The 20,962-nt window shown below is 60.7% G+C and carries 18 protein-coding genes; 8 read left to right on the plus strand and 10 right to left on the minus strand.

What is annotated here, in order from left to right; translation table 11 throughout:
• Positions 1 to 109 precede the first annotated feature (109 nt).
• The 7 genes from J4D25_RS22680 to J4D25_RS22710 all read right to left on the minus strand — a co-directional run bounded on the left by J4D25_RS22680 (position 110) and on the right by J4D25_RS22710 (position 9,513).
• A complete protein-coding gene (locus J4D25_RS22680) occupies positions 110 to 1,258 on the minus strand; it encodes an iron-containing alcohol dehydrogenase (protein WP_057713081.1) in 1,149 nt (382 codons plus the stop codon).
• Between the two features lie 238 nt (positions 1,259 to 1,496).
• Entirely contained in the window at positions 1,497 to 2,321 is an 825-nt protein-coding gene (locus tag J4D25_RS22685; RefSeq protein WP_007980200.1) for an ABC transporter permease, read from the minus strand.
• A 12-nt stretch (positions 2,322 to 2,333) separates the two neighbouring features.
• Complete coding sequence (locus J4D25_RS22690) at positions 2,334 to 3,581, minus strand: ABC transporter permease (RefSeq protein ID WP_007980201.1); 1,248 nt, start codon at positions 3,579 to 3,581, stop codon at positions 2,334 to 2,336.
• A 214-nt stretch (positions 3,582 to 3,795) separates the two neighbouring features.
• Complete coding sequence (locus tag J4D25_RS22695; protein ID WP_057713080.1) at positions 3,796 to 4,839, minus strand: ABC transporter substrate-binding protein; 1,044 nt, start codon at positions 4,837 to 4,839, stop codon at positions 3,796 to 3,798.
• Positions 4,840 to 4,887: 48 nt separating this feature from the next.
• Positions 4,888 to 6,012 carry an ABC transporter ATP-binding protein gene (locus J4D25_RS22700; protein WP_046039490.1) on the minus strand — a complete coding sequence of 375 codons (1,125 nt, stop codon included), beginning with the start codon at positions 6,010 to 6,012 and terminating at the stop codon, positions 4,888 to 4,890.
• Positions 6,013 to 6,370: 358 nt separating this feature from the next.
• Positions 6,371 to 7,024 carry a response regulator transcription factor gene (locus J4D25_RS22705; protein ID WP_191622237.1) on the minus strand — a complete coding sequence of 218 codons (654 nt, stop codon included), beginning with the start codon at positions 7,022 to 7,024 and terminating at the stop codon, positions 6,371 to 6,373.
• Positions 7,025 to 7,116: 92 nt separating this feature from the next.
• Positions 7,117 to 9,513 (minus strand): PAS domain S-box protein, encoded by a 2,397-nt coding sequence (locus J4D25_RS22710; RefSeq protein ID WP_057713079.1) that lies wholly within the window; start codon positions 9,511 to 9,513, stop codon positions 7,117 to 7,119.
• 73 nt (positions 9,514 to 9,586) lie between these two features.
• On the opposite strand from J4D25_RS22710, the gene J4D25_RS22715 reads away from it, so the two are divergent.
• Entirely contained in the window at positions 9,587 to 10,576 is a 990-nt protein-coding gene (locus J4D25_RS22715) for an alpha/beta hydrolase family protein (protein WP_057713078.1), read from the plus strand.
• Between the two features lie 137 nt (positions 10,577 to 10,713).
• On the opposite strand, the gene J4D25_RS22720 is transcribed toward J4D25_RS22715, so the two are convergent.
• Genes J4D25_RS22720 through J4D25_RS22730 form a run of 3 tightly spaced genes read right to left on the minus strand, consistent with a single transcriptional unit; the run spans position 10,714 to position 13,170 of the window.
• Positions 10,714 to 11,481 carry a TerB family tellurite resistance protein gene (locus J4D25_RS22720; RefSeq protein WP_057713077.1) on the minus strand — a complete coding sequence of 256 codons (768 nt, stop codon included), beginning with the start codon at positions 11,479 to 11,481 and terminating at the stop codon, positions 10,714 to 10,716.
• A 1-nt stretch (position 11,482) separates the two neighbouring features.
• Entirely contained in the window at positions 11,483 to 12,154 is a 672-nt protein-coding gene (murU, locus tag J4D25_RS22725) for an N-acetylmuramate alpha-1-phosphate uridylyltransferase MurU (RefSeq protein ID WP_057713076.1), read from the minus strand.
• Positions 12,151 to 13,170, minus strand: coding sequence for an aminoglycoside phosphotransferase family protein (locus tag J4D25_RS22730; protein ID WP_057713075.1), 1,020 nt, complete (start codon positions 13,168 to 13,170; stop codon positions 12,151 to 12,153). Before J4D25_RS22730 ends, murU begins: the two co-directional genes overlap by 4 nt.
• Before the next feature lie 130 nt (positions 13,171 to 13,300).
• Between J4D25_RS22730 and J4D25_RS22735 the strand changes: the two genes are divergently transcribed.
• From J4D25_RS22735 to glpE, 7 genes are all read left to right on the plus strand, one after another.
• Positions 13,301 to 16,099, plus strand: coding sequence for an LPS-assembly protein LptD (locus J4D25_RS22735; protein ID WP_057713074.1), 2,799 nt, complete (start codon positions 13,301 to 13,303; stop codon positions 16,097 to 16,099).
• Positions 16,080 to 17,396, plus strand: coding sequence for a peptidylprolyl isomerase SurA (gene surA, locus J4D25_RS22740; RefSeq protein WP_157858918.1), 1,317 nt, complete (start codon positions 16,080 to 16,082; stop codon positions 17,394 to 17,396). Before J4D25_RS22735 ends, surA begins: the two co-directional genes overlap by 20 nt.
• The gene (gene pdxA / locus J4D25_RS22745; protein WP_057713073.1) at positions 17,393 to 18,382 is read left to right on the plus strand and encodes a 4-hydroxythreonine-4-phosphate dehydrogenase PdxA; all 990 of its coding nucleotides are present in this window, start codon (positions 17,393 to 17,395) and stop codon (positions 18,380 to 18,382) included. The genes surA and pdxA overlap by 4 nt, the downstream gene beginning before the upstream one ends.
• Positions 18,379 to 19,188: a 16S rRNA (adenine(1518)-N(6)/adenine(1519)-N(6))-dimethyltransferase RsmA gene (gene rsmA / locus J4D25_RS22750; RefSeq protein ID WP_057713072.1), complete on the plus strand. Its 810-nt coding sequence runs from the start codon at positions 18,379 to 18,381 to the stop codon at positions 19,186 to 19,188. Before pdxA ends, rsmA begins: the two co-directional genes overlap by 4 nt.
• A gap of 115 nt (positions 19,189 to 19,303) precedes the next feature.
• Positions 19,304 to 19,684, plus strand: coding sequence for a Co2+/Mg2+ efflux protein ApaG (gene apaG, locus J4D25_RS22755; protein ID WP_007980214.1), 381 nt, complete (start codon positions 19,304 to 19,306; stop codon positions 19,682 to 19,684).
• A complete protein-coding gene (locus J4D25_RS22760) occupies positions 19,684 to 20,565 on the plus strand; it encodes a symmetrical bis(5'-nucleosyl)-tetraphosphatase (RefSeq protein WP_057713071.1) in 882 nt (293 codons plus the stop codon). Before apaG ends, J4D25_RS22760 begins: the two co-directional genes overlap by 1 nt.
• A 33-nt stretch (positions 20,566 to 20,598) precedes the next feature.
• Positions 20,599 to 20,928 carry a thiosulfate sulfurtransferase GlpE gene (gene glpE, locus J4D25_RS22765; protein WP_057713070.1) on the plus strand — a complete coding sequence of 110 codons (330 nt, stop codon included), beginning with the start codon at positions 20,599 to 20,601 and terminating at the stop codon, positions 20,926 to 20,928.
• Positions 20,929 to 20,962 lie beyond the last annotated feature (34 nt).

Below are 20,962 nucleotides of genomic sequence, written 5' to 3' on the forward strand. Positions count from 1 at the left end.
CCTTTACTGAGCAGAATCACGATGGCGCGCATTGTATACCTCATGCTTTGACGCGCGCACCGTGAGCGCGATGATTGGACCTTGCCATCATCCATCAACGGCAATGGCTCTAGTACGCCGCGCGATAGATCTTTTCGATATCGACGGCACTCAACTTGCGCGGATTGTTGCGCATCAAGCGCTCGATCCCCGCTGCTTCCACGGCCATGGACGGGATGGCGTCCTCGGGCACACCGAAACTGCGCAGGCCCTGGGGAATTTCCACGGCGGCACACAGTTCGGTCATGGCTTGCACGGCCTTGTCGGCCGCTTCGTTGAGACTCAAATGAGCGGTCTTCACGCCCATGGCCTCTGCGATATCCTGCATGCGTTCGATGCAGGCCATCTTGTTCCAGGTCATGACATAGGGCAGTAGCAAGGCATTGCTGACCCCATGGGCAATGTTGAAGCGCCCGCCCAGCGGATACGCCAGCGCATGCACCGCGCCAACGCCGGCGTTGCCGAACGCCATGCCGGCCATCAGGCTGGCAGTGGCCATGTCTTCCCGGGCTTGCAGGTTCGACGGGTTGGCGTAGGCCTTGGGCAAAGCCTTGGCGATCAGCTTGATGGCGCCGATAGCCAGGGAATCGGTAATCGGCGAGGCGTTGACCGACAGATAAGACTCGATAGCGTGCACCAGTGCATCGACACCGCTGGCCGCCGTGACGCTGCGTGGACAGGTCAGGGTCATTTGCGGGCTGACCAGCGCCACGTCCGGCAACAGGTAGTCGCTGACAATGCCTTTCTTCAGTTGCGCGACCTTGTCGGAAAGGATAGCGACGTTGGTCACTTCCGAGCCGGTGCCGGCTGTGGTCGGGATGGCAATCAGCGGCGGGCCTTTGCGCGGGACCTGATCGATACCGAACAGATCCTCCAGCGCACCGTGGTACCCGGCGTAGGCTGCCACGCTCTTGGCAATGTCGATGGCACTCCCGCCGCCCAGGCCGATCAGCCCATCATGCCCGCCGTCGCGGTAAACCTGCATGCAATCTTCGACGATGGCGATTTCCGGGTCCGGCAGCACACGGTCGAAGATTTCGTAGGAGCGGCCACCCAACTGCGCCAGTGCCAGTTCTACCGTGCCGGACTTGACCAGGGCGACGTCGGTGACGATCAGCGGATTGTCGATGTCCAGGCGTGTCAGCTCAGCGGCCAGCTGCTCGATGGCACCTGCGCCGGTGATCAGTTTGTGAGCGATTTTGAAAGAGGAAAGACTCATGTGCGCAGCCTCTTATAGATAGGGGAGCTGGGCACAATAGTAGCTGGGGATTTGGAGTTGGCTGGTATTCAGGTCATGAATGACCGGAGAGTCCCGAAACCACACAAAACACCTGTAGGAGCGAGCCTGCTCGCGATGAACCTGAGAGCGACGCGGGCATTCAGAAGGCCCGCGTTATCGTTGGCGACCATCGCGAGCAAGCTCGCTCCTACAAGTTGCAGTGGATCGATGTGTGGCTTCAGACCTGCGCAGTTCGCAGTTTCTCGCTACGCCCACGCAACCATTCCAGGGTCAGCAACAGGATCACCGAGAAGGCAATCAGCAGCGTCGCTGCCGCGGCGATGGTCGGGCTGAGGTTTTCGCGGATGCCGCTGAACATCTGCCGTGGCAGGGTCGCTTGCTCTGGGCCGGCGAGGAACAGCGTCACCACCACTTCATCGAACGAAGTCGCAAAGGCAAACAGCGCCCCGGAGATCACGCCCGGCGCAATCAGTGGCAAGGTCACCCGGCGGAACGTGGTCAGCGGCGAAGCGCCCAGGCTCGCAGCAGCCCGTACCAGGTTGTGGTTGAACCCCTGCAAGGTCGCCGACACGGTAATGATCACGAACGGCACACCCAACACCGCATGCACCACGATCAGCGAGAAGAAGCTGTTACCCAATCCCAACGGAGCAAAGAACAGATAACTGGCCACACCGATGATCACCACCGGCACCACCATCGGTGAAATCACCAGCGCCATCACCAGCGCCTTGCCGGGAAAGTCGCCACGGGTCAGGCCGATGGCCGCCAGCGTACCGAAGACCATGGCCAGCACCGTAGCCGCCGGGGCGACGATGATGCTGTTCTTCAGGGCGCGCATCCATTCCGCCGAGGCGAAGAAATCGTGATACCACTGCAATGAGAAGCCTTGCAGCGGGTACACCAGGAAACTGCCGGAGTTGAACGACAGCGGAATGATCACCAGCACCGGCAGGATCAGGAACAACAGAATCAAGCCGCAGAGAATCCGCAAGCTGTAGAACCACACCCGTTCGATGGGCGACATATAAGGACTCAGCATTTCGTTCTCCCCTTAGCTCAGGCGCAGGCGGCTTGCGCCTACCAGCCAGCTGTAAATCAGATAAAGCACGACCGTCGCGAGCAACAGCAGCCCACCAAGTGCGGTCGCCATGCCCCAGTTGATGCTGGTGTTGGTGTAGAAGGCGACAAAGTAGCTGACCATTTGGTCGTTCGGGCTGCCCAGCAATGCCGGGGTGATGTAGTAGCCGATGGCGAGGATGAACACCAACAGGCAACCGGCGCCGACACCGGCATAGGTCTGCGGGAAGTACACCCGCCAGAAGCTGGCAAACGGATGGCAGCCGAGGGAAATCGCGGCGCGCATGTAGGTCGGCGAGATGCCTTTCATCACGCTGTAGATCGGCAGGATCATGAACGGCAGCAGGATGTGCACCATCGAGATGTAGACACCGACGCGGTTGAACACCAACTCGATCGGCTTATCGATGATGCCCATGGCCATCAGGCCGCTGTTGATCAGGCCACCCGATTGCAGCAACACGATCCACGCCGCGACTCGTACCAGGATCGAGGTCCAGAACGGCAACAGCACCAGAATCATCAGCAGGTTGCTCTGGCGCGATGGCAGGTTCGCCAGCAGGTAAGCCAGAGGATACGCCAGCACCAGGCAGATCACGGTGATGATCAGGCCCATCCAGAAGGTGCGGGCGAAGATGTCGAGGTAGATCGCCTGGTCCGGGGTGGCCGGGGCGATTTCGCCGAGGTCGTCGATGCGGTGATCGACAGCCGCCAGCAGGTAATACGGGGTGATGCTGCTGGTGTTGCGGCGCACCGCTTGCCAGTAGGCCGGGTCGCCCCAACGCTCATCGAGGCCTTCCAGCGCTTCTTTATAGGAGGCCGGTTCAGTGGCAAGCGGCAAGGCGCGGGCCGTTTTGGTCAGCAGGCTGCGATAGCCGGCCAGTTCCATGTTCAGGCGCTTGGACAGATCGCCCAGGGTCTGATTCTTGCGAGCCTCGGCGAGGTCTTCGGCCGCTGCTTTGTAAACCGGTTCAGCGGGCAGGCCACGGCCGTCCCAACTGGCGATGGCAGTCACGGTGCGCGGCATGCCGCCGACCACTTCCGGGTTGCCAACGCTTTTGTAGAGCAGCGCCACGATCGGCACCAGGAACACCAGCAACAGAAACAGCACCAGCGGCGCGATCAACGCCTGGGCCTTCCAGCGGTTGACCCGCTCGGCGTGCTTGAGCCGCTGCTTCAAGGTGGGGCTGGTGCCCTCGTTCAGGGGAACGGCGATAGCCATGACGTACTCCGCAAATCTTTGATCAATCGTTAATGTGGGAGCGAACTTGTGGCGGGGGGGCTTGCCCCCGTTGGGTCGCGTAGCGACCCCGAAACCTGCATTCCCGATGCATCAGATGCACCGCATGCAATGGTTTTACGACTGCTACGCAGCCGAACGGGGGCAAGCTCCCTCGCCACAAAAGCTCGCCCTCACAGGAGGGCGAGCCCTCTGCTTATTTCGCAGCCCAGGAATTGAAGCGCTGCTCCAGTTGCTCGCCGTTGTCAGCCCAGAAGCTGACGTCGATCTGCACCTGGTTGGCAATGTTTTCCGGGGTGGTCGGCATGTCTTTCAGAACATCCTTGGCCAGCAGCGGCACGGCTTGGGTGTTGGCCGGGCCGTAGGCGATGTTTTCCGAGTAGGTCTTCTGCTGCTGTGGCTGTACCGAGAAGGCGATGAATTTCTTCGCCGCTTCGGCACGTTTGGCATCCAGACCTTTTGGAATGGCCCATGCGTCAAAGTCGTAGATGCCGCCGTTCCAAACGACTTTCAGGTTGCTTTCTTTCTGCACGGCAGCGATACGACCGTTGTAGGCCGAACTCATGACCACGTCACCGGAAGCGAGGTATTGCGGCGGTTGTGCGCCAGCTTCCCACCACTGGATGTTCGGCTTGAGCTCATCGAGCTTCTTGAACGCGCGGTCCTGACCGTCCTTGCCAGCCAGCACTTTGTAGACGTCTTTCGGCGCAACGCCGTCGGCCATCAGTGCGAATTCCAGGGTGTACTTGGCGCCCTTACGCAGGCCACGCTTGCCCGGGAACTGCTTGGTGTCCCAGAAGTCCACCCAGCTGGTCGGTGCGGATTTCAGTTTGTCGGCGTTGTAGGCCAGCACGGTCGACCACACGAAGAAACCCACGCCGCAAGGCTGGATGGCGCCCTTGACGTAGTCTTCGGTCTTGCCGAACAGCGCCGGGTCCAGTTGCTCGAACATGTCTTCGTCGCAACCACGGGACAGTTCCGGCGATTCAACCTCTACCAGATCCCAGGACACGCTCTTGGTGTCGACCATGGCCTTGACCTTGGCCATTTCGCCGTTGTACTCGCCGGCCACGATCTTGCCGTTGCCTGCCGCTTCCCAAGGTGCGTAGAAGGCTTTGACCTGAGCCGCCTTGTTCGCACCGCCAAAGGACACCACGGTCAGATCCGGGCCGGCCGCCATTGCGTGTGCCGCGCCCATCATGCCCAGTGCCAAAGCGGTGAATTTCAGGGATCTCAACATTTATTGTTCTCTCCACGTGCAGGGTTGGTGTTGGTGTTGCCGGGGCGATCAATGCGCCTCTAAAAGTGGATCGAGCGCGCGAACGTGCTCGACCTGCCAGCCAAGCGGTACCACATCGCCGACGGCGAGCGAGGGATCAAGCTCGGCAATTGGCTGTTTCACGAAGAAGTCGGTCTTGCCGCAGACTTCCATGCGAACCCGGACGTGGTCGCCCAGATAGATGAATTCCTCGACTCGCCCGGAGAAGCGGTTGACGCATTGGTCGCTGGAGCCGTTGAGGCTCACTCGCTCCGGACGAATGGACAGGGTCACCGGCTCGCCGGTCTGGCCAACATTGACCGCCAAGGCTTCCACTTTCTCGCCGCGCCCGAGTTCCACAATGCAACGGTCGCCGGTTTGGCTGTGCAGGCGGCCATTGAGGCGGTTGTTCTCGCCGATGAAGTTGGCGACGAAGGTGTTTTTCGGCTCTTCGTAGAGGGTGCGCGGCGGAGCGATCTGCTGGATTTCGCCCTGATGGAACACCGCCACGCGGTCGGACATGGTCAAGGCTTCGCCCTGATCGTGGGTCACGTAGACCACAGTCACGCCCAGGCGCTGGTGCAGGTGCTTGATCTCCATCTGCATGTGTTCACGCAGCTGCTTGTCGAGTGCGCCGAGGGGTTCGTCCATCAGCACCAGTTGCGGCTCGAACACCAGCGCACGGGCCAATGCCACACGCTGTTGCTGACCACCGGAGAGCTGCGCCGGGTAGCGCTGGGCGAAGGCATCGAGCTGGACCATGCTCAGCACGCGCTTGACCCGTGCACTGACGTCGCTCTTGTTCATGCCACGCACGGTCAGCGGGAACGCCAGGTTCTCGGCCACCGTCATGTGCGGGAACAGCGCGTAGTTCTGGAACACCATGCCGATGTCACGCTTGTGCGGCGGCACGTTGTTGATGGCGCGCCCGGCCAACAGGATTTCGCCCGCGGTCGGCGTTTCGAAGCCGGCGAGCATCATCAGGCTGGTGGTCTTGCCGGAGCCGGACGGCCCGAGCAATGTGAGGAATTCGCCCTTGCGAATATCCAGGTTGAGGTCCTTGACGATCAGGTTCTCGCCGTCGTAGCTCTTCTGCACTCCACGAAAGCTGACCAGAACATCATTGGCCCCTGCGCTTGAATCGACCTGGCTCATACCCACACCTTTGTTATTGATGACTGCTGTGGGGTTAAGCCTAGTGGACGCTGGGGACCGCGCAAATCGGGGCGCAAGAGAGATTCGCCTCAGCCGGATGGAAGGTTGGGGGTAGGGATTTCCCTACAAGGATGGCGGGGATGGATAGGGCAGCAGCACGCTTCAAGCTGCAAGCCGCAAGAATCGGCAAAGCCGCTGCAAAAACATGTCGCTTTTGGATATGCCGGTAATCGGATACTTGATGGAGATCCCTGTGGGAGCGAGCTTGCTCGCGATGGCAGCATCACATTCAACATCGATGCTGAATGACCCGCCGCTATCGCGAGCAAGCTCGCTCCCACAGGTACAGCGATGTGCTTTAGAGGAGCTTGTGTTCCATCGCGTACTTCACCAGTTCCGCCAGCGAGGTGATGTTGAGCTTCTGCATCAGCCGCGCCTTGTGGGTGCTGATGGTCTTGCTGCTCAACGCCAGTTGCTGGGCGATGTCGTTCACGTTGGCGCCTTGGGCCAGGCGTTCGAACACGGAAAATTCGCGCTCGGAGAGCAACGAGTGCAATGGACGCGAGTCGGTAAGACCGACCTCGAAAACCATGCGGTCGGCCAGTTCCGGGTCGATGTAACGCCCGCCTGACGCCACTTTGCGAATGGCCGTCAGCAACAGTGCCGGATCGCTGTCCTTGGTCGCATAACCGGCAGCCCCGACCTTCAGCGCCCGGGCGGCCATTTGCGCTTCATCGTGCATCGACAGCACCAGGATCGCCGGCGGATTGTTCAGGGCGCGAATCCGCGGAATCGCTTCCAGGCCGTTGACGCCCGGCATGGAGATGTCCAGCAACACCACTTCGCAAGGCACATTACGCAAGGTGTCGAGCAACTGCTCGCCATTGCTCGCCTCCCCCACCACCAGCAAGTCCTTGGCCAGGCCGATCAACTGCTTGATGCCTTCGCGGACAATGGTGTGGTCTTCGGCTACCAGTACACGGATCACGTTCTTCTCCAGGTTCAAGATCATTCGCGAGCAGGCTCGCTCCCACATTTGGAATACGTTTCCCCTGTGGGAGCGAGCTTGCTCGCGAAGGCGTCAGCACAGACACCACAAATTCTTCAGGCTTCGTCCAGAGGTACTCGCACTTCTAACGTCGTCCCCTCACCCGGCTCACTCTCCAGCGACAACTCGCCGCCCAGGATCAACACCCGCTCACGCATGCCGACGATCCCAAAGGACGTTGGCCTGCCAGGCGCGGCGACAAATCCTACGCCATCATCGCTGACCGTCAGACACAATTCGTTGCCTTCAAGGGTCAGTGTCAGTTCAACAGTATGCGCCTGGGCGTGCCGCATGACATTGGTCAGCGCCTCCTGAAGGATTCGAAACAGGCCGATTGCCTTCGCATCGCTGAGCACTGGCAAATTGTCCGGCACCTGCACCAGACACGGGATCTGCGTGCGCGCCTCGAACCGGCGGGCCTGCCATTCAATGGCCGAGGCGATACCTGCGTCGAGAATCGGCGGTCGCAATGCCGTGGCCACATCACGGACCAGCTGAAACAATTGAGCGATCAAGCGCTTCATGCTGTTCAAGCGCTCGTTAAGGCCAGGGTCGAGCTGGGCGTACGCCAGTTCGCACATGGACGTTTCCAGCTTCAACACGGTGAGCATCTGCCCCAATTCGTCGTGAACTTCCCGGGCAATGCGCGCTTTTTCTTCTTCGCGCACGCTTTCTAGGTGCGCGGACAACTCACGCAGTTGTTCCCGGGAGCTGGCCAGTTCAATTTCGATGCGCTTGCTCTCGCTGATGTCCCAGACGATCCCGTCCCAAACATAGGCGCCGTCTTCCAGCCGGCGGGTGATGGCCTTGATTTCCGCCCAACGCTGCTCGCCCTGACGCGTGAGGATTCGCCCCTGCCACGACCAGTCGCTGTCGGTATCCAGCGCATGATCCTGGGTCTGGTGATAGCTGACCTTGTCATCCGGATGCACGAGGCTGCGCAGGCCTTTATCGCGATGCGCCAGCGTGGCCGGCGAGTAACCCACCAGGCTTTCGCTGCCTTCGCTGATGTAGGCAAAGTCGATCTGACCGGTTACTGGCGCCCGCTCCAGCCGGAAAACCAGTCCCGGAACGTTGGCGGCGATGCCTTGCAGCCGCGCCTCGCTTTCCTGCAAGGCCGCCAGGGCGCGGCGCCGCTCGGTGACATCGTTGAGGTAAACCACCAGGTATTCGCCATCGCGAAAGCGCAGGAAACTCAACGAGACATCGGCCGGCAGGATGCTGCCATCGGCCCGCACGCAATTGGATTCGAAACTTTGCGGGCCCTCCTCACTGGCCCGGGCGCGCTTCCACAGGTTCAGCCAACGGTCCATGTGCAGGCCAGGCTCGAAATCGATCAGGGGCCGATCGATGATCCCTCCGGCCGGATAGCCCAGCATGCTTTCCGCCGCGCGGTTGGCGTAGCGCACATGGCTGTCCCAGTTGACCCAGAGGATGCCGACGGTGCTCTGGTCGATGGAAAACTGGGTGAGCCGCAAGGCCTCTTCGCTGGCGGCGCGCAAGGCAATGTCTTCCTGCGCGGCCAACAGGCGCTGCTCCAGGTTGTGCTGCTGGCGACGCTGCCAGACCACGATGGCCATGCAACTCATCGCCAGCACGGCCAGCAGCAGGCAGAGGTTCTGCCAAAACCCCGGCGACTCGGTGAGCCGCGGATACTTGGGCTGCAGCCATTGATTGTGCAGTTGCTCCAGATCCTTGGCCGGGATCGCCCGCAATGCACTTTCGACAATACCCGCCAGTTCCGGTTTGTCACGGCGCGTGGCCACCCGCAGCAACTGCGGCAGACCGACATCCCCCACCACCACCAATCCGGCGAACTCCGGTTCGACCGACAAGCGTCCCAGTTGCGCCTCATCGACCACCGCATAAGCCGCCTGCTGGCCCGCCAATAATTGCAATGCCTGGCGCTCCATCGGTACGCCTTGCAGATTCAGGTGCGGGTAGTTGCTGCGCAGGTAATCGGCGATGGCACTGGGCATGCGCACGGCGACGCGGGTCTGGCTGTCGAGTTTTTCCAGCTCGACCGCGCCAGCGCTTTTCTGATCGCTGACCACCAATTGCGGCACCCGCATGTAGGGGTCGGAAAACTGCCAGAGGCGCAGCCCGCCAGGGGTCTGGGTCACCCCCGGAGCGATGTCGATTTCGCCCTCGCGGGCCGCGGTTTCCAATTGCTCAAGATCGGGAAAATTGCGCCAGCTCAGTTCGACATTGAGGTTTTTTGCGAGCCACTTCATCAACTCGACGTTCACCCCGGACAGGCGCTGCAAGCGGCGATCGTATTGCGCATAGGGCGCCTGCAACACCACGCCGACCCGCAACTCGCCCTGCTGCGCCAGCCAGTGCCGTTGGTCAGGGGACAGTTGGGCAGCGGGCGCCGGGGGCGCGGCGGCCGCCCAGCCCATCAAGGGAAACCACAAACAGCCGATAACCCACAGGCAGCGAAAAAGCATCATTGAACTCTCACACACTGACAAATACTGACCAACCCATTAGGCTGCCGGAACAACTTCTGGCCTGGAATACCCGATGCCCTCTGTCTACCGCCTGGCACTGCCAGCATTGTGCCTGTCGCTGATCCTGCCTTGCGCTTTTTCCGTCAAGGCGGCCGACCCGGCGCCCGCCGCGGAGGAAAAAACCGCCGAAGAAAAATCACTCGAACGTCAGCCGCTGCCTGAGCGTAGTCAGGAAGAAGCGACTGCACTTGAGCGAAAAATCCCGGCTCAGGAACAGCAACAACTGCAAGCAGGCTCCGACACCTTTCTGGCCTTGTGGAAACCGGCCAATACCGCCGAACCTAAAGGCGCGGTGATTATCATCCCGGGCGCCGGTGAAACCGTTGACTGGCCGCAAGCGATCGGCCCTTTGCGGCGCAAATTACCGGATGCCGAGTGGAGCAGCCTGAGTATCACCTTGCCGGACCTGCAAAGCGACGCCATTGCGCCACGAACCGTGGAAGCAGCGCCGGCTACCAAGCCCGCCGAAACCGGCAGTAAAGACTCGACCACCGCAGCCCCTATCGAACAGGTGGCCGGAGGCGAGGCCGATGTAGCCGACAAGGCCGTCACCGAAACCACCGAAGAACAGTCCAAGGCAGATGCCGAGCGCATCTTCGCCCGGATCGACGCCGCGATTGCATTCGCCGAACAGCAAAGCGCCCGCAGTATCGTGGTGTTGGGGCATGGCACCGGCGCTTATTGGGCGGCGCGCTATTTAAGCGAGAAGCAGCCTTCGCAAGTCGAGCGCTTCCTCATGGTCGCAGCGCAGACACCTGCTCAAGCGAAACCCGAGCTGGATGAGCTGGCGCCGAATCTGAAACTGCCGACCGCCGACATCTTCTACATGGACAAGCCGCTGGATCGCAATGCGGCGCTAGCCCGACTGCAGGCCAACAAACGGGTGAAAACGTCGGCATTCAGCCAGGTCGCGCTCAAGGCGTTGCCGGATACCAAAGCCGAACAGGAGCAATTGTTCCGTCGGGTGCGGGGTTGGTTGAATCCGCAGAACCCCGCGGGCTGACAGACCGAGGCGCCTTCATCGCGGGCAAGCCACGCTCCCACAGGTTTTATGCCGATCACAAAATTGCGGACGACATAAACCTGTGGGAGCGAGCTTGCTCGCGATAGCGGTATCACTGGCGAAGCGAGTTTTCCGGGCTAGCGAAAATCCCGCCGCTCCCGAATCAGCGTATAGGCGTTATGCAGTTCACGCGTTCGCTCGGTGGCCTCACGCACCTGCGTCGCCGTCGCACCACTGCCGGCAATCTTGTCCGGATGATGGCGACTGAGCAGGCGCCGGTATGCACGCTTGATCTGCGCCGGTTCAGTGGTGGCCGACACCCCCAAAAGCCTCAACGCGTCCTGATAACTTGGCACACTGTTGCCCAATGGCCGTTTCTGCGGCTCATAGTCGTGGGCCAACGCCTGCACCTGATGGGGGGTCCAGCCCAGCCATTTGCCCCATTGGCCGATCAATTGACGTTCACTGCTGCCGGCACGACCATCGGCCCAGACCATTCGCCAGCAGGCGCGCAACACACCTTCCGCCGCATGGGGCTGGGCACTCAGGCGACGCAGATAACCGCGCAGGCGGTCATTGCCCGATTTTCCACGATTGAACGCGGCAATCGCCCGACGCTGGGCCGGTTCGGACATTTCCAGCGAGCGCATTTCCGCCCGGGCCTGCTGGATGTGGCCATCCACCACCCGCCCGTCGCACTTCGCCAGACGTCCCAGTAGCACGAAGAGCAATTCATCGTTGCGCAGCACCGGACGACCACCAAGCTTTTCCAGCAAATGCCCCCAACTCTGCAGGTGCAAGCGCCGGTCCAGCGCCTGCCCCAACAACGCGCCGAGCATGGCCCCCGGAATGCTGGCTATGGCAAAGCCTGCTCCGGCTCCGATCAGAGTCCCTGGCCACAGCATCTCAGCGGCTCGCTTCTATTAATGTTTCAACTTCGGCCAAACGCTCGTGAGTGCCGACATCGACCCAGTGCCCCCTCAATTGCTCGCCGGTCACCTGCCCGTCAGCCATGGCCTTGCGCAACAGTGGAGCGAGCTTGAAGGCCCCCTCGGTGCAACCGTCGAACAACTGCGGATGCAACACGGCGATACCGCTGTAGGTCAAGGTGCCAGCCCCTGGTTGACCGTCGAGCACCCGCGTTTCTACCAGGCCAAAGTCCCCGGCCGGATGATGGGGCGGGTTGCTGACCAGCACCAGGTGCGCCAGGCCGTTGATGGGCTGATGCAGCACGCTGAAGTCGTAATCGGTCCAGATGTCGCCGTTGACCACGACAAACGCTTCATCCCCCAACAATGGCAACGCGCGGAAAATTCCGCCGCCGGTTTCCAGGGGTTCACCTTCGGCCGAGTACTGAATGCTCACGCCATAACGCGAACCATCGCCCAGATAGTCTTCGATCTGCTGACCGAGCCAGGCGTGATTGATCACAATGTCGGTGAAGCCGGCAGCGGCCAGCGCTCGCAGGTGATACTCGATCAGCGGCACGCCGCCTGCACGAACCAGCGGTTTTGGCGTAGTCAGGGTCAGCGGGCGCATGCGCTCGCCTTTGCCCGCGGCCAGAATCATTGCCTTCATGCTTTCACTCCGGCACGCAGACTGGCCAGCAATACATCCAGCTCGGCCAGTTCAGGGCGGCGCGCAATCACCGCGTCTATGTACGCAAAGAAACGTGGCACATCACCCAGGTAACGCGGTTTGCCGTCGCGATGGCAGATGCGCGCGAAAATGCCGATGACTTTCAGGTGACGTTGCACGCCCATCAAGTCGCTGGCACGCAGGAAGTCCTCGAAGTCGGGCTGAACCGGAATCCCGAGGGCACCCGCTTGCTGCCAGTAGCTTTCGAGCCAGCCGTGCACGCGCTCCTCGGGCCAGCTGAGGAATGCGTCCTTGAACAGGCAGGTCACGTCGTAGGTCACCGGGCCATACACCGCATCCTGGAAGTCCAGCACACCGGGATTGGGCTCGCTGAGCATCAGGTTGCGCGGCATGTAGTCGCGATGCACCAGGACTTTTGGCTGTGCCAGGGCGCTGTCGATCAACAGTTCGCTGACCTGCTGCCAGAGCACTTGCTGCGCCGCGTCCAGTTCGATGCCCAACTCGCGCTTCACGTACCACTCGGGGAACAGCTCCAGCTCGCGACGAAGCAAGGCCACGTCATAGCTCGGCAGAGGCGCAACCATCGGCAGCTGCTGGAAAGCCAGCAACGCTTGCAGGGCATCCTTGAACAAATCGTCGGCGTTTTCGCTGTCGATCACGTCCAGATAGGTCTTGTTGCCCAGGTCATTGAGTAAAAGAAAGCCGCGCTCGAGGTCTTCGGCATAAATTTTCGGCACATTTATTCCGGATTTCGCCAGCAAAAAGGCGATATCCACGAAGGGTTTGCAGTTTTCCTGGGGCGGCGGCGCGTCCATCACGATGAAACTTTTGTCACCGCCTTCCCAGCGGAAATACCGCCGAAAACTCGCGTCGCTGCTGGCCGCAGTCAACGTGGCCGGGGGTACGACGCCCCAGCCCTGCTCGGCAAAAAGGGTCGCCAATTGTTCATCGAGCCAAACTTTCAGGTGTTGCAAGCGTACATCTTGATCAGGCATTGCAAGGGTCTCCGACGGCGCTAGCCGTCAAGCGGGTCATGCTTTATTATCCAGCATCTTTTTCAGACCATCGAGAGGCGTGCGGCCCACACCGCGGGCAGATGGCACGCAGGAAGCCCGGACTAATAAGATGGCATTGAAATCCCCCGCGTTTCGTAAAAAATTTCCGTTGTTGGTTACCGGCAGTTTGCTGGCGCTGCAACCCCTTGCCACTTCCTACGTGGTCGCCGCGGAACAGTTTGACTGCTCAGTCTCTGCTTCGGGTTCCTGGGACTGTGCGCCAAAGACGCCGGCGGCTGCATTGCCACCGCGTCCCGTCCATGACGGCAGCGCAGTTTCCGCCACCGGCGAAGCCCCGGCCGAAAACGGTTCCAGCGAAGACGCCGGCGCCAAGCCGGTGCTGGTCACCGAATCCAAAGGCCGTGGCCTGAAGTCACGTAGCGCAGACTACAGTCACCTCGACTGGGTTCCCCGCGAGCAGCTTACCGCCGCACAATTGGCCGAAACCGGTCCTTATTGCTCCGGTTCCTATATCGAACCGATTCGTCCTGGCATGGATGACAAGACGGATAAAAGTGACGCTCCAACCTTTATCGGCGCAAAAGCCTCCCGCTATAAGCAGGATGAGCAAGTTGCGACCCTGGCCGGCGACGTTGTCATGCGTCAGGGCAGCATGCAGGTCGAAGCCGACGAAGCCAACCTGTATCAGGCCGAAAGCCGTGGCGAACTGAACGGCAACGTGCGCATTCGCGACAACGGTGCCCTGATCGTCGGCGACCACGCCGACGTGCAGCTCGACACCGGTGAAGCCAAGGTCGACAACGCCGAATACGTGATGCACAAATCCCGCATCCGCGGTAATGCGCTGTACGCCAAACGTGCCGAGAACGCGATCATCCGCCTCAAGGATGGTACGTACACCACGTGCGAACCGAACAGCAACGCCTGGCAGCTCAAGGGCAACAACATCACCCTGAACCCGGCCACCGGTTTCGGTACGGCGACCAACGTGACGCTGCGAGTCAAGGACATTCCGGTCCTGTACACGCCGTACATCTACTTCCCGATCGACGACCGTCGCCAGTCGGGCTTCCTGCCGCCGACCATCGGCACCGGCAGCGATACCGGCTTCATGCTGGTCACCCCGTACTACTTCAACCTGGCGCCGAACTACGATGCCACGTTGTACCCACGCTACATGGAAAAGCACGGCTTGTTGATGGAAGGCGAATTCCGCTACCTGACCAAGTCCAGCGAAGGCCAGTTCGGCGCGGCGTACCTCAACGACGAAAGCGACGAACGCGACAAGCAGAGCGACGCCGAAAAAACCCGCTACATGTACAACTGGCAGCACAAGGGTGGTCTCGACTCGCGAGTACTCACGCAAGTCGACTACACCAAAATCAGCGATCCGTATTACTTCCAGGATCTGCAGACCGACCAGATTGGCGTGAAAAGTGCTGACTTCGTAAACCAGCAAGGTTCCGTCAGCTATCGTGGCGACGACTATGTGGCTCGCGTGAACGCTCAGGCTTATCAACTGGCGACCGTATCGAACATTACGCCGTATGACCGCTTGCCAGAGATCACCTTTGATGGTGCGCTGCCGTATCATCCGAACGGTCTGAATTTTTCGTACAACACCGAAATCGTGCGGTTTGACCGAGATCTGCAGAAGGGCAATTACTCCGATGAAGACGGTAATGTAACCCCACGACTGGACACCAACGTTGTAGGCCTGGCACGCGCCACTGGTGACCGCCTGAATCTCGCGCCCGCCGTCAGCTTGCCGATGAACGCGACGTACGGCTTCCTGACACCGAAGCTCAAGTACCAGTACACCCAGTACCAACTGGACCTGGACAACACTGGCAAAGCTCAGATTGCCAGTCAGAACGCAGAACAGGACAGGCTCCAGGGAACATTCGACAGCAATCAGAACCGCGGCGTACCGATCGCCAGCATCGACAGCGGCCTGTACTTCGATCGCAATACCCAGTATTTCGGCAAAAACTACCGCCAGACCCTCGAGCCGCGCCTGTTCTACCTGTACGTGCCTGAGGTCGACCAAGAAGATATCCCGGTATTTGATACCAGCGAATACACCTTCAACTACTCGTCGCTGTTCCGTGACAACCGTTTCTCCGGCTCCGACCGTGTTGGCGACGAGAACAAACTGTCCCTGGGTGTGACCAGCCGCTGGATCGAAGACAATGGCTTTGAACGCCAACGTATCAGCGTCGGCCAGGCCTTTTATTTCAAGGACCGCGAAGTTCAATTGCCGGGTATCGATGCAAAAACCCGCAAGGATACCCAAGCAAACGTTTCGCCTTACGCCCTGGAGTACGAATATCGCTGGAACCGAGATTGGCGTACCACCGCCGACTACAACTGGGACCCTGACAGCCGCAGCCCTCGCTCGGGCAGCGCGATGTTTCACTATCAGCCTGAAGACAACCCGAACAAGGTCATCAACGCCGGCTATCGCTATCGCAATGACCAGGTCCGTTATGACCAGAACACTGGTAAGTGGACCGTGGGTGGGGGTGATTACGGCGTCCCCGGCCAGCCTGGCTACGTGAAGGATTACTACAAGATCGAACAGCACGACTTCTCGGTGATCTGGCCGATCGTGCCGCAATGGAACGCCATCAGCCGTTGGCAGTATGACTACAACCGCAACCGTACCCTGGAAGCCTTCGGTGGCTTCGAGTACGACAACTGCTGCTGGAAACTGCGCCTGATCAACCGTTACTTTGTTTCCTATGACGAGTTCAGTCAGGAAGCACCGCAAAACGAAAAAGGCGACCATGGCGTCTTCCTCCAAATTGTTCTGAAGGGACTCGGCGGCCTGACTGGCGCCAAGGTAGAGAGCTTCCTCGACAAAGGCATTCAAGGTTATCGTGAACGTGAAGACCAAGCTTTCTGATTGTCTGCGCCCGCTGATGCTGGGCGCGCTGTTCCTGAGTACGGCGGCGAACGCCGCCGTACAGTCCATCGATAAAGTGGTGGCCATCGTCGACAACGACGTGGTCATGCAGAGCCAACTGGACCAACGCGTTCATGAAGTTCAGCAAACCATTGCCAAGCGTGGCTCTGCCGTGCCGCCGGCCAGCGTGCTGGAGCAGCAGGTACTTGAGCGCCTGATCGTCGAAAACCTGCAATTGCAGATCGGCGAGCGTTCCGGCATCCGCATTACCGATGAAGAGTTGAACCAGGCTGTCGGCACCATTGCCCAGCGCAACAACATGTCGGTCGAGCAGTTCCGCGCCGCCCTGACTCGCGACGGCCTGTCCTACGACGACGCACGTGAGCAGATTCGCCGCGAAATGGTCATCAGCCGTGTACGCCAGCGTCGGGTTGCCGAACGCATTCAGGTCTCCGAGCAGGAAGTGAAGAACTTCCTGGCGTCGGACCTGGGCAAAATGCAACTGTCTGAAGAGTTCCACCTGGCCAACATCCTGATTCCTACGCCGGAAAGCGCCAACTCCGACGCGATTCAGAGTGCAGCCAAGCAGGCCGATGCGATTTACCAGCAGCTCAAACAAGGCGCTGACTTCAGTCAGTTGGCGATCGCCAAGTCCGCCAGCGAAACCGCACTGGAAGGTGGTGACATGGGCTGGCGTAAAGCCGCTCAATTGCCGCCGCCGTTCGATCGCCTGCTGAGCACCATGCCGGTGGGCGATGTCACCCAGCCAATGCGCACCCCGGGCGGCTTCATCATCCTGAAGATCCTCGAAAAGCGTGGCGGCCAGACCCAGATGCGCGATGAAGTGCATGTGCGCCACATCCTGGTCAAACCGAGCCCGATCCGCGACGAAGCAAAAACCAAGGCCCTGGCTGACTCGCTCTACAGCCGTATCGAGGCTGGCGAAGACTTCGGCGAGCTGGCGAAAAGCTACTCGGAAGACCCGGGTTCCGCCCTCAACGGCGGCGATCTGAACTGGATCGACCCGAACGCACTGGTGCCCGAGTTCCGCGAAGTGATGGCCAGTACCCCGCAAGGTCAGCTGTCCAAGCCGTTCCAGACTCAATACGGCTGGCATGTCCTGGAAGTCCTTGGCCGTCGCGCCACCGACAGCACCACACAGGCTCGCGAGCAGCAAGCAATGACCGTTTTGCGTAACCGCAAATACGACGAAGAGCTGCAAACCTGGCTGCGTCAGATCCGTGACGAAGCGTACGTGGAAATCAAACTCCCTGGCGCCGACCAGGCAGCGCAGTGAAACCCCAACGTTTCGCGCTGACACCCGGCGAACCGGCCGGCATAGGTCCCGACCTGTGCCTGCTGCTCGCCTCGCAAGCCCAGCCTCACCCCCTGATTGCCATTACCAGCCGCGACCTGCTCATTGAGCGGGCCGCGCAACTGGGCGTGGCTGTCGATTTGCTGCCGGTCACACCGGACAGCTGGCCGGATGTACCCGCGCCAGCCAACAGCCTGTATGTCTGGGATACACCGCTCAACGCCAAGGTCGTCGCCGGGCAACTGGACAAGGCCAACGCTGCCTTCGTACTGGAAACCCTGACCCGCGCCGGCCAAGGCTGCCTGAGCGGAGATTTCGCCGGCATGATTACCGCGCCGGTGCACAAAGGCGTGATCAACGAATCCGGCATCGCCTTTTCCGGGCACACGGAATTCCTCGCCGACCTGACCCACACCGCGCAAGTGGTGATGATGCTGGCCACGCGCGGCTTGCGCGTAGCCCTGGTGACCACTCACCTGCCCCTTCGCGAGATTGCCGATGCAATCACGCCGGAGCGTCTGGAGCGCGTCACGCGAATCCTGCACGCCGACCTGCAAAACAAGTTCGGCATCGCCCGGCCACGCATCCTGGTTTGCGGGCTCAACCCCCATGCCGGCGAAGGCGGACACCTGGGCCATGAAGAAATCGATATCATCGAACCCACATTAGAGCGCCTGCGCGGCGAGGGCATGGACCTTCAAGGCCCCCTGCCCGCCGACACTCTGTTTACCCCCAAATATCTGGAGCACTGCGATGCGGTGCTGGCGATGTACCACGACCAGGGCCTGCCGGTGCTGAAGTACAAAGGCTTCGGCGCGGCAGTCAACGTGACCCTCGGCTTGCCGATCATCCGCACATCGGTCGACCACGGCACCGCCCTGGACCTGGCCGGCAGTGGCAAGATCGACACCGGCAGCCTGCAAGTCGCCCTGGAAACCGCCTACCAGATGGCCGAGACCCGTTTATGACCGAGCAATACCAACACAAGGCGCGCAAACGCTTTGGCCAGAACTTCCTGCACGATGCCGGCGTTATCGACCGCATCCTGCGCTCCATTCATGCCAAGGCAGAAGACCGCCTGCTGGAAATCGGCCCGGGCCAGGGCGCACTGACCCAAGGCCTGCTCAGCAGCGGCGCGCAACTCGACGTGGTGGAGCTGGACAAGGACCTGATCCCGATTCTCAACCAGCAGTTTGCCGGCAAGAGCAACTTCAACCTGCATCAGGGCGATGCGCTGAAGTTCGACTTCAATAGCCTGAATGCCGCGCCTGGCAGCCTGCGCGTGGTCGGCAACCTGCCGTACAACATCTCCACACCGCTGATTTTTCACCTGCTGCACAACTCGCACCTGATTCGCGACATGCACTTCATGCTGCAAAAGGAAGTGGTCGAGCGCCTGGCTGCCGGCCCTGGTGGTGGCGACTGGGGTCGCTTGTCGATCATGGTTCAGTACCACTGCCGGGTCGAGCACCTGTTCAATGTCGGCCCGGGCGCGTTCAACCCGCCGCCGAAAGTCGATTCGGCCATCGTGCGCCTGGTACCCCACGCGGTACTGCCACACCCGGCCAAGGATCACCGCCTGCTGGAACGCGTCGTGCGCGAAGCTTTCAACCAGCGCCGCAAAACCCTGCGCAACACTCTCAAGCTGCTGCTGAGCAATGCCGAAATCGAAGCAGCCGGCGTCGATGGCAGCCTGCGTCCCGAGCAACTCGACCTGGCCGCGTTCGTGCGCCTGGCCGACAAGCTCAGCGAACAAAAGCCTACCGCTGACTGACAGGCGATGAGCGCTATCGGGTAGGACGCCACTCTGGTCTACTACCCGATACTTGGCCTAGACTGAACCCCAACAGCTACGCCCCGCGTCCCGCTTCGTTTTTAAGGCCCTTTGCATGTCCGATCCTCGCTATCAGGTCGACGTCAGCGTCGTCACCCGCTATCTGGCAGAACAATCGCAACCCGAGCACGACCGCTTTGCCTTCGCCTACACCATCACCGTGCAAAACAACGGTGAAATGCCCGCCAAACTGCTTTCACGGCACTGGGTCATCACCGATGGTGACGGGCATGTCGAAGAAGTGCGCGGTGCAGGCGTAGTCGGCCAGCAACCGTTGATCGACCCCGGCAAGAGCCACACCTACAGCAGCGGCACGGTCATGACCACCAAGGTCGGCACCATGCAAGGCACCTATCAGATGCTGTCCGACGACGGTAAACATTTCGATGCCATCATCGCGCCCTTCCGCCTGGCGGTGCCCGGAGCCCTGCACTGATGGCAACGTACGCTGTCGGTGACCTGCAAGGCTGTCTTCAGGCCCTGCAATGCCTGCTCAAACAAGTGGCGTTCGACCCGAAACGCGATCGTCTGTGGCTGGTGGGCGACCTGGTCAACCGCGGCCCGCAGTCGCTGGAAACCTTGCGCTTCCTCTACAGCATTCGCGAATCGCTGGTGTGCGTGCTCGGCAACCATGACCTGCACTTGCTGGCGGCCGGACGCAATATCGAACGCCTGAAGAAGGCCGACACCCTGCGCGAGATCATTGAAGCGCCCGATAGCGCTGAACTGCTCGAATGGCTGCGCCAGCAAAAACTCATGCACTACGACGAACAGCGCAACCTTGCACTGGTCCATGCCGGCATTCCACCGCAGTGGTCGCTGCGCAAGGCCTTGAAGTGTGCCGCCGAAGTCGAGGCTGCCTTGCGTGACGACAACCTGTTGCCGCCCTACCTCGATGGCATGTACGGCAACGATCCGGCGAAATGGGACAACGACCTCAAAGGCGTGACGCGCCTGCGGGTGATCACCAACTATTTCACCCGCATGCGTTTCTGCACCGCCGAAGGCAAACTCGACCTCAAGAGCAAGGAAGGCCTCGATACCGCACCACCTGGCTACAAACCCTGGTTCCAGCACAAGGAACGCAAGACCAAGAATCTGAAAATCATTTTCGGTCACTGGGCAGCGCTGGAAGGCAACGTCGAAGAGCCGGGTGTTTCGGCGCTCGATACAGGCTGTGTCTGGGGCGGCGCCCTGACCCTGATGAACGTCGACAGCTTTGAGCGCCTGTCCTGCAAATGCGATGAACACGGTCATGCCGTACCGCCAGTCGCCTCATCCATTCCCCAAACATCGCCAGCCAGCGCCCCGCGCTAGACTGCCCATTCAGCCGAGCCACAGGAGCCCGCCATGAGCGAATTCAAACGTATTCCCCCGGAACAGGCCCAGGCCCTGCGCGAACAAGGCGCAGTGGTGGTCGACGTCCGCGACCCGGCCACTTTTGCCGCCCTGCACATCGCAGGTTCCAAGCATCTGGACAACCATTCCCTGCACGCTTTCATCCAGGGTGCCGACCTCGATGCACCGACCGTGGTGGTCTGCTATCACGGCAATTCCAGCCAGGGCGCGGCCGCTTACCTGGTCAGCCAGGGCTTCTCCGACGTCTACAGCATGGATGGCGGATTCGAGTTGTGGCGTACGACGTATCCTGCGGAAACGGCGCAAGGCACCACTGAATAATTTTTTTGTAACGTTGCAGGCCCCGGCTCCCGCG

Source organism: Pseudomonas sp. GW456-L13 (assembly GCF_017350115.1).
Classification (GTDB): domain Bacteria; phylum Pseudomonadota; class Gammaproteobacteria; order Pseudomonadales; family Pseudomonadaceae; genus Aquipseudomonas; species Aquipseudomonas jessenii.

Coding starts and splice junctions, on each gene's coding strand:
- J4D25_RS22690 (WP_007980201.1), bottom strand. CDS start 3,581: ATGGCTATCGCCGTTCCCCTGAACGAGGGCACCAGCCCCACCTTGAAG.
- J4D25_RS22700 (WP_046039490.1), bottom strand. CDS start 6,012: ATGAGCCAGGTCGATTCAAGCGCAGGGGCCAATGATGTTCTGGTCAGC.
- murU (WP_057713076.1), bottom strand. CDS start 12,154: ATGAAGGCAATGATTCTGGCCGCGGGCAAAGGCGAGCGCATGCGCCCG.
- J4D25_RS22695 (WP_057713080.1), bottom strand. CDS start 4,839: ATGTTGAGATCCCTGAAATTCACCGCTTTGGCACTGGGCATGATGGGC.
- J4D25_RS22730 (WP_057713075.1), bottom strand. CDS start 13,170: ATGCCTGATCAAGATGTACGCTTGCAACACCTGAAAGTTTGGCTCGAT.
- apaG (WP_007980214.1), top strand. CDS start 19,304: ATGTCCGATCCTCGCTATCAGGTCGACGTCAGCGTCGTCACCCGCTAT.
- glpE (WP_057713070.1), top strand. CDS start 20,599: ATGAGCGAATTCAAACGTATTCCCCCGGAACAGGCCCAGGCCCTGCGC.
- J4D25_RS22705 (WP_191622237.1), bottom strand. CDS start 7,024: ATGATCTTGAACCTGGAGAAGAACGTGATCCGTGTACTGGTAGCCGAA.
- J4D25_RS22760 (WP_057713071.1), top strand. CDS start 19,684: ATGGCAACGTACGCTGTCGGTGACCTGCAAGGCTGTCTTCAGGCCCTG.
- J4D25_RS22715 (WP_057713078.1), top strand. CDS start 9,587: ATGCCCTCTGTCTACCGCCTGGCACTGCCAGCATTGTGCCTGTCGCTG.
- J4D25_RS22680 (WP_057713081.1), bottom strand. CDS start 1,258: ATGAGTCTTTCCTCTTTCAAAATCGCTCACAAACTGATCACCGGCGCA.
- J4D25_RS22710 (WP_057713079.1), bottom strand. CDS start 9,513: ATGATGCTTTTTCGCTGCCTGTGGGTTATCGGCTGTTTGTGGTTTCCC.
- J4D25_RS22735 (WP_057713074.1), top strand. CDS start 13,301: ATGGCATTGAAATCCCCCGCGTTTCGTAAAAAATTTCCGTTGTTGGTT.
- J4D25_RS22720 (WP_057713077.1), bottom strand. CDS start 11,481: ATGCTGTGGCCAGGGACTCTGATCGGAGCCGGAGCAGGCTTTGCCATA.
- J4D25_RS22685 (WP_007980200.1), bottom strand. CDS start 2,321: ATGCTGAGTCCTTATATGTCGCCCATCGAACGGGTGTGGTTCTACAGC.
- rsmA (WP_057713072.1), top strand. CDS start 18,379: ATGACCGAGCAATACCAACACAAGGCGCGCAAACGCTTTGGCCAGAAC.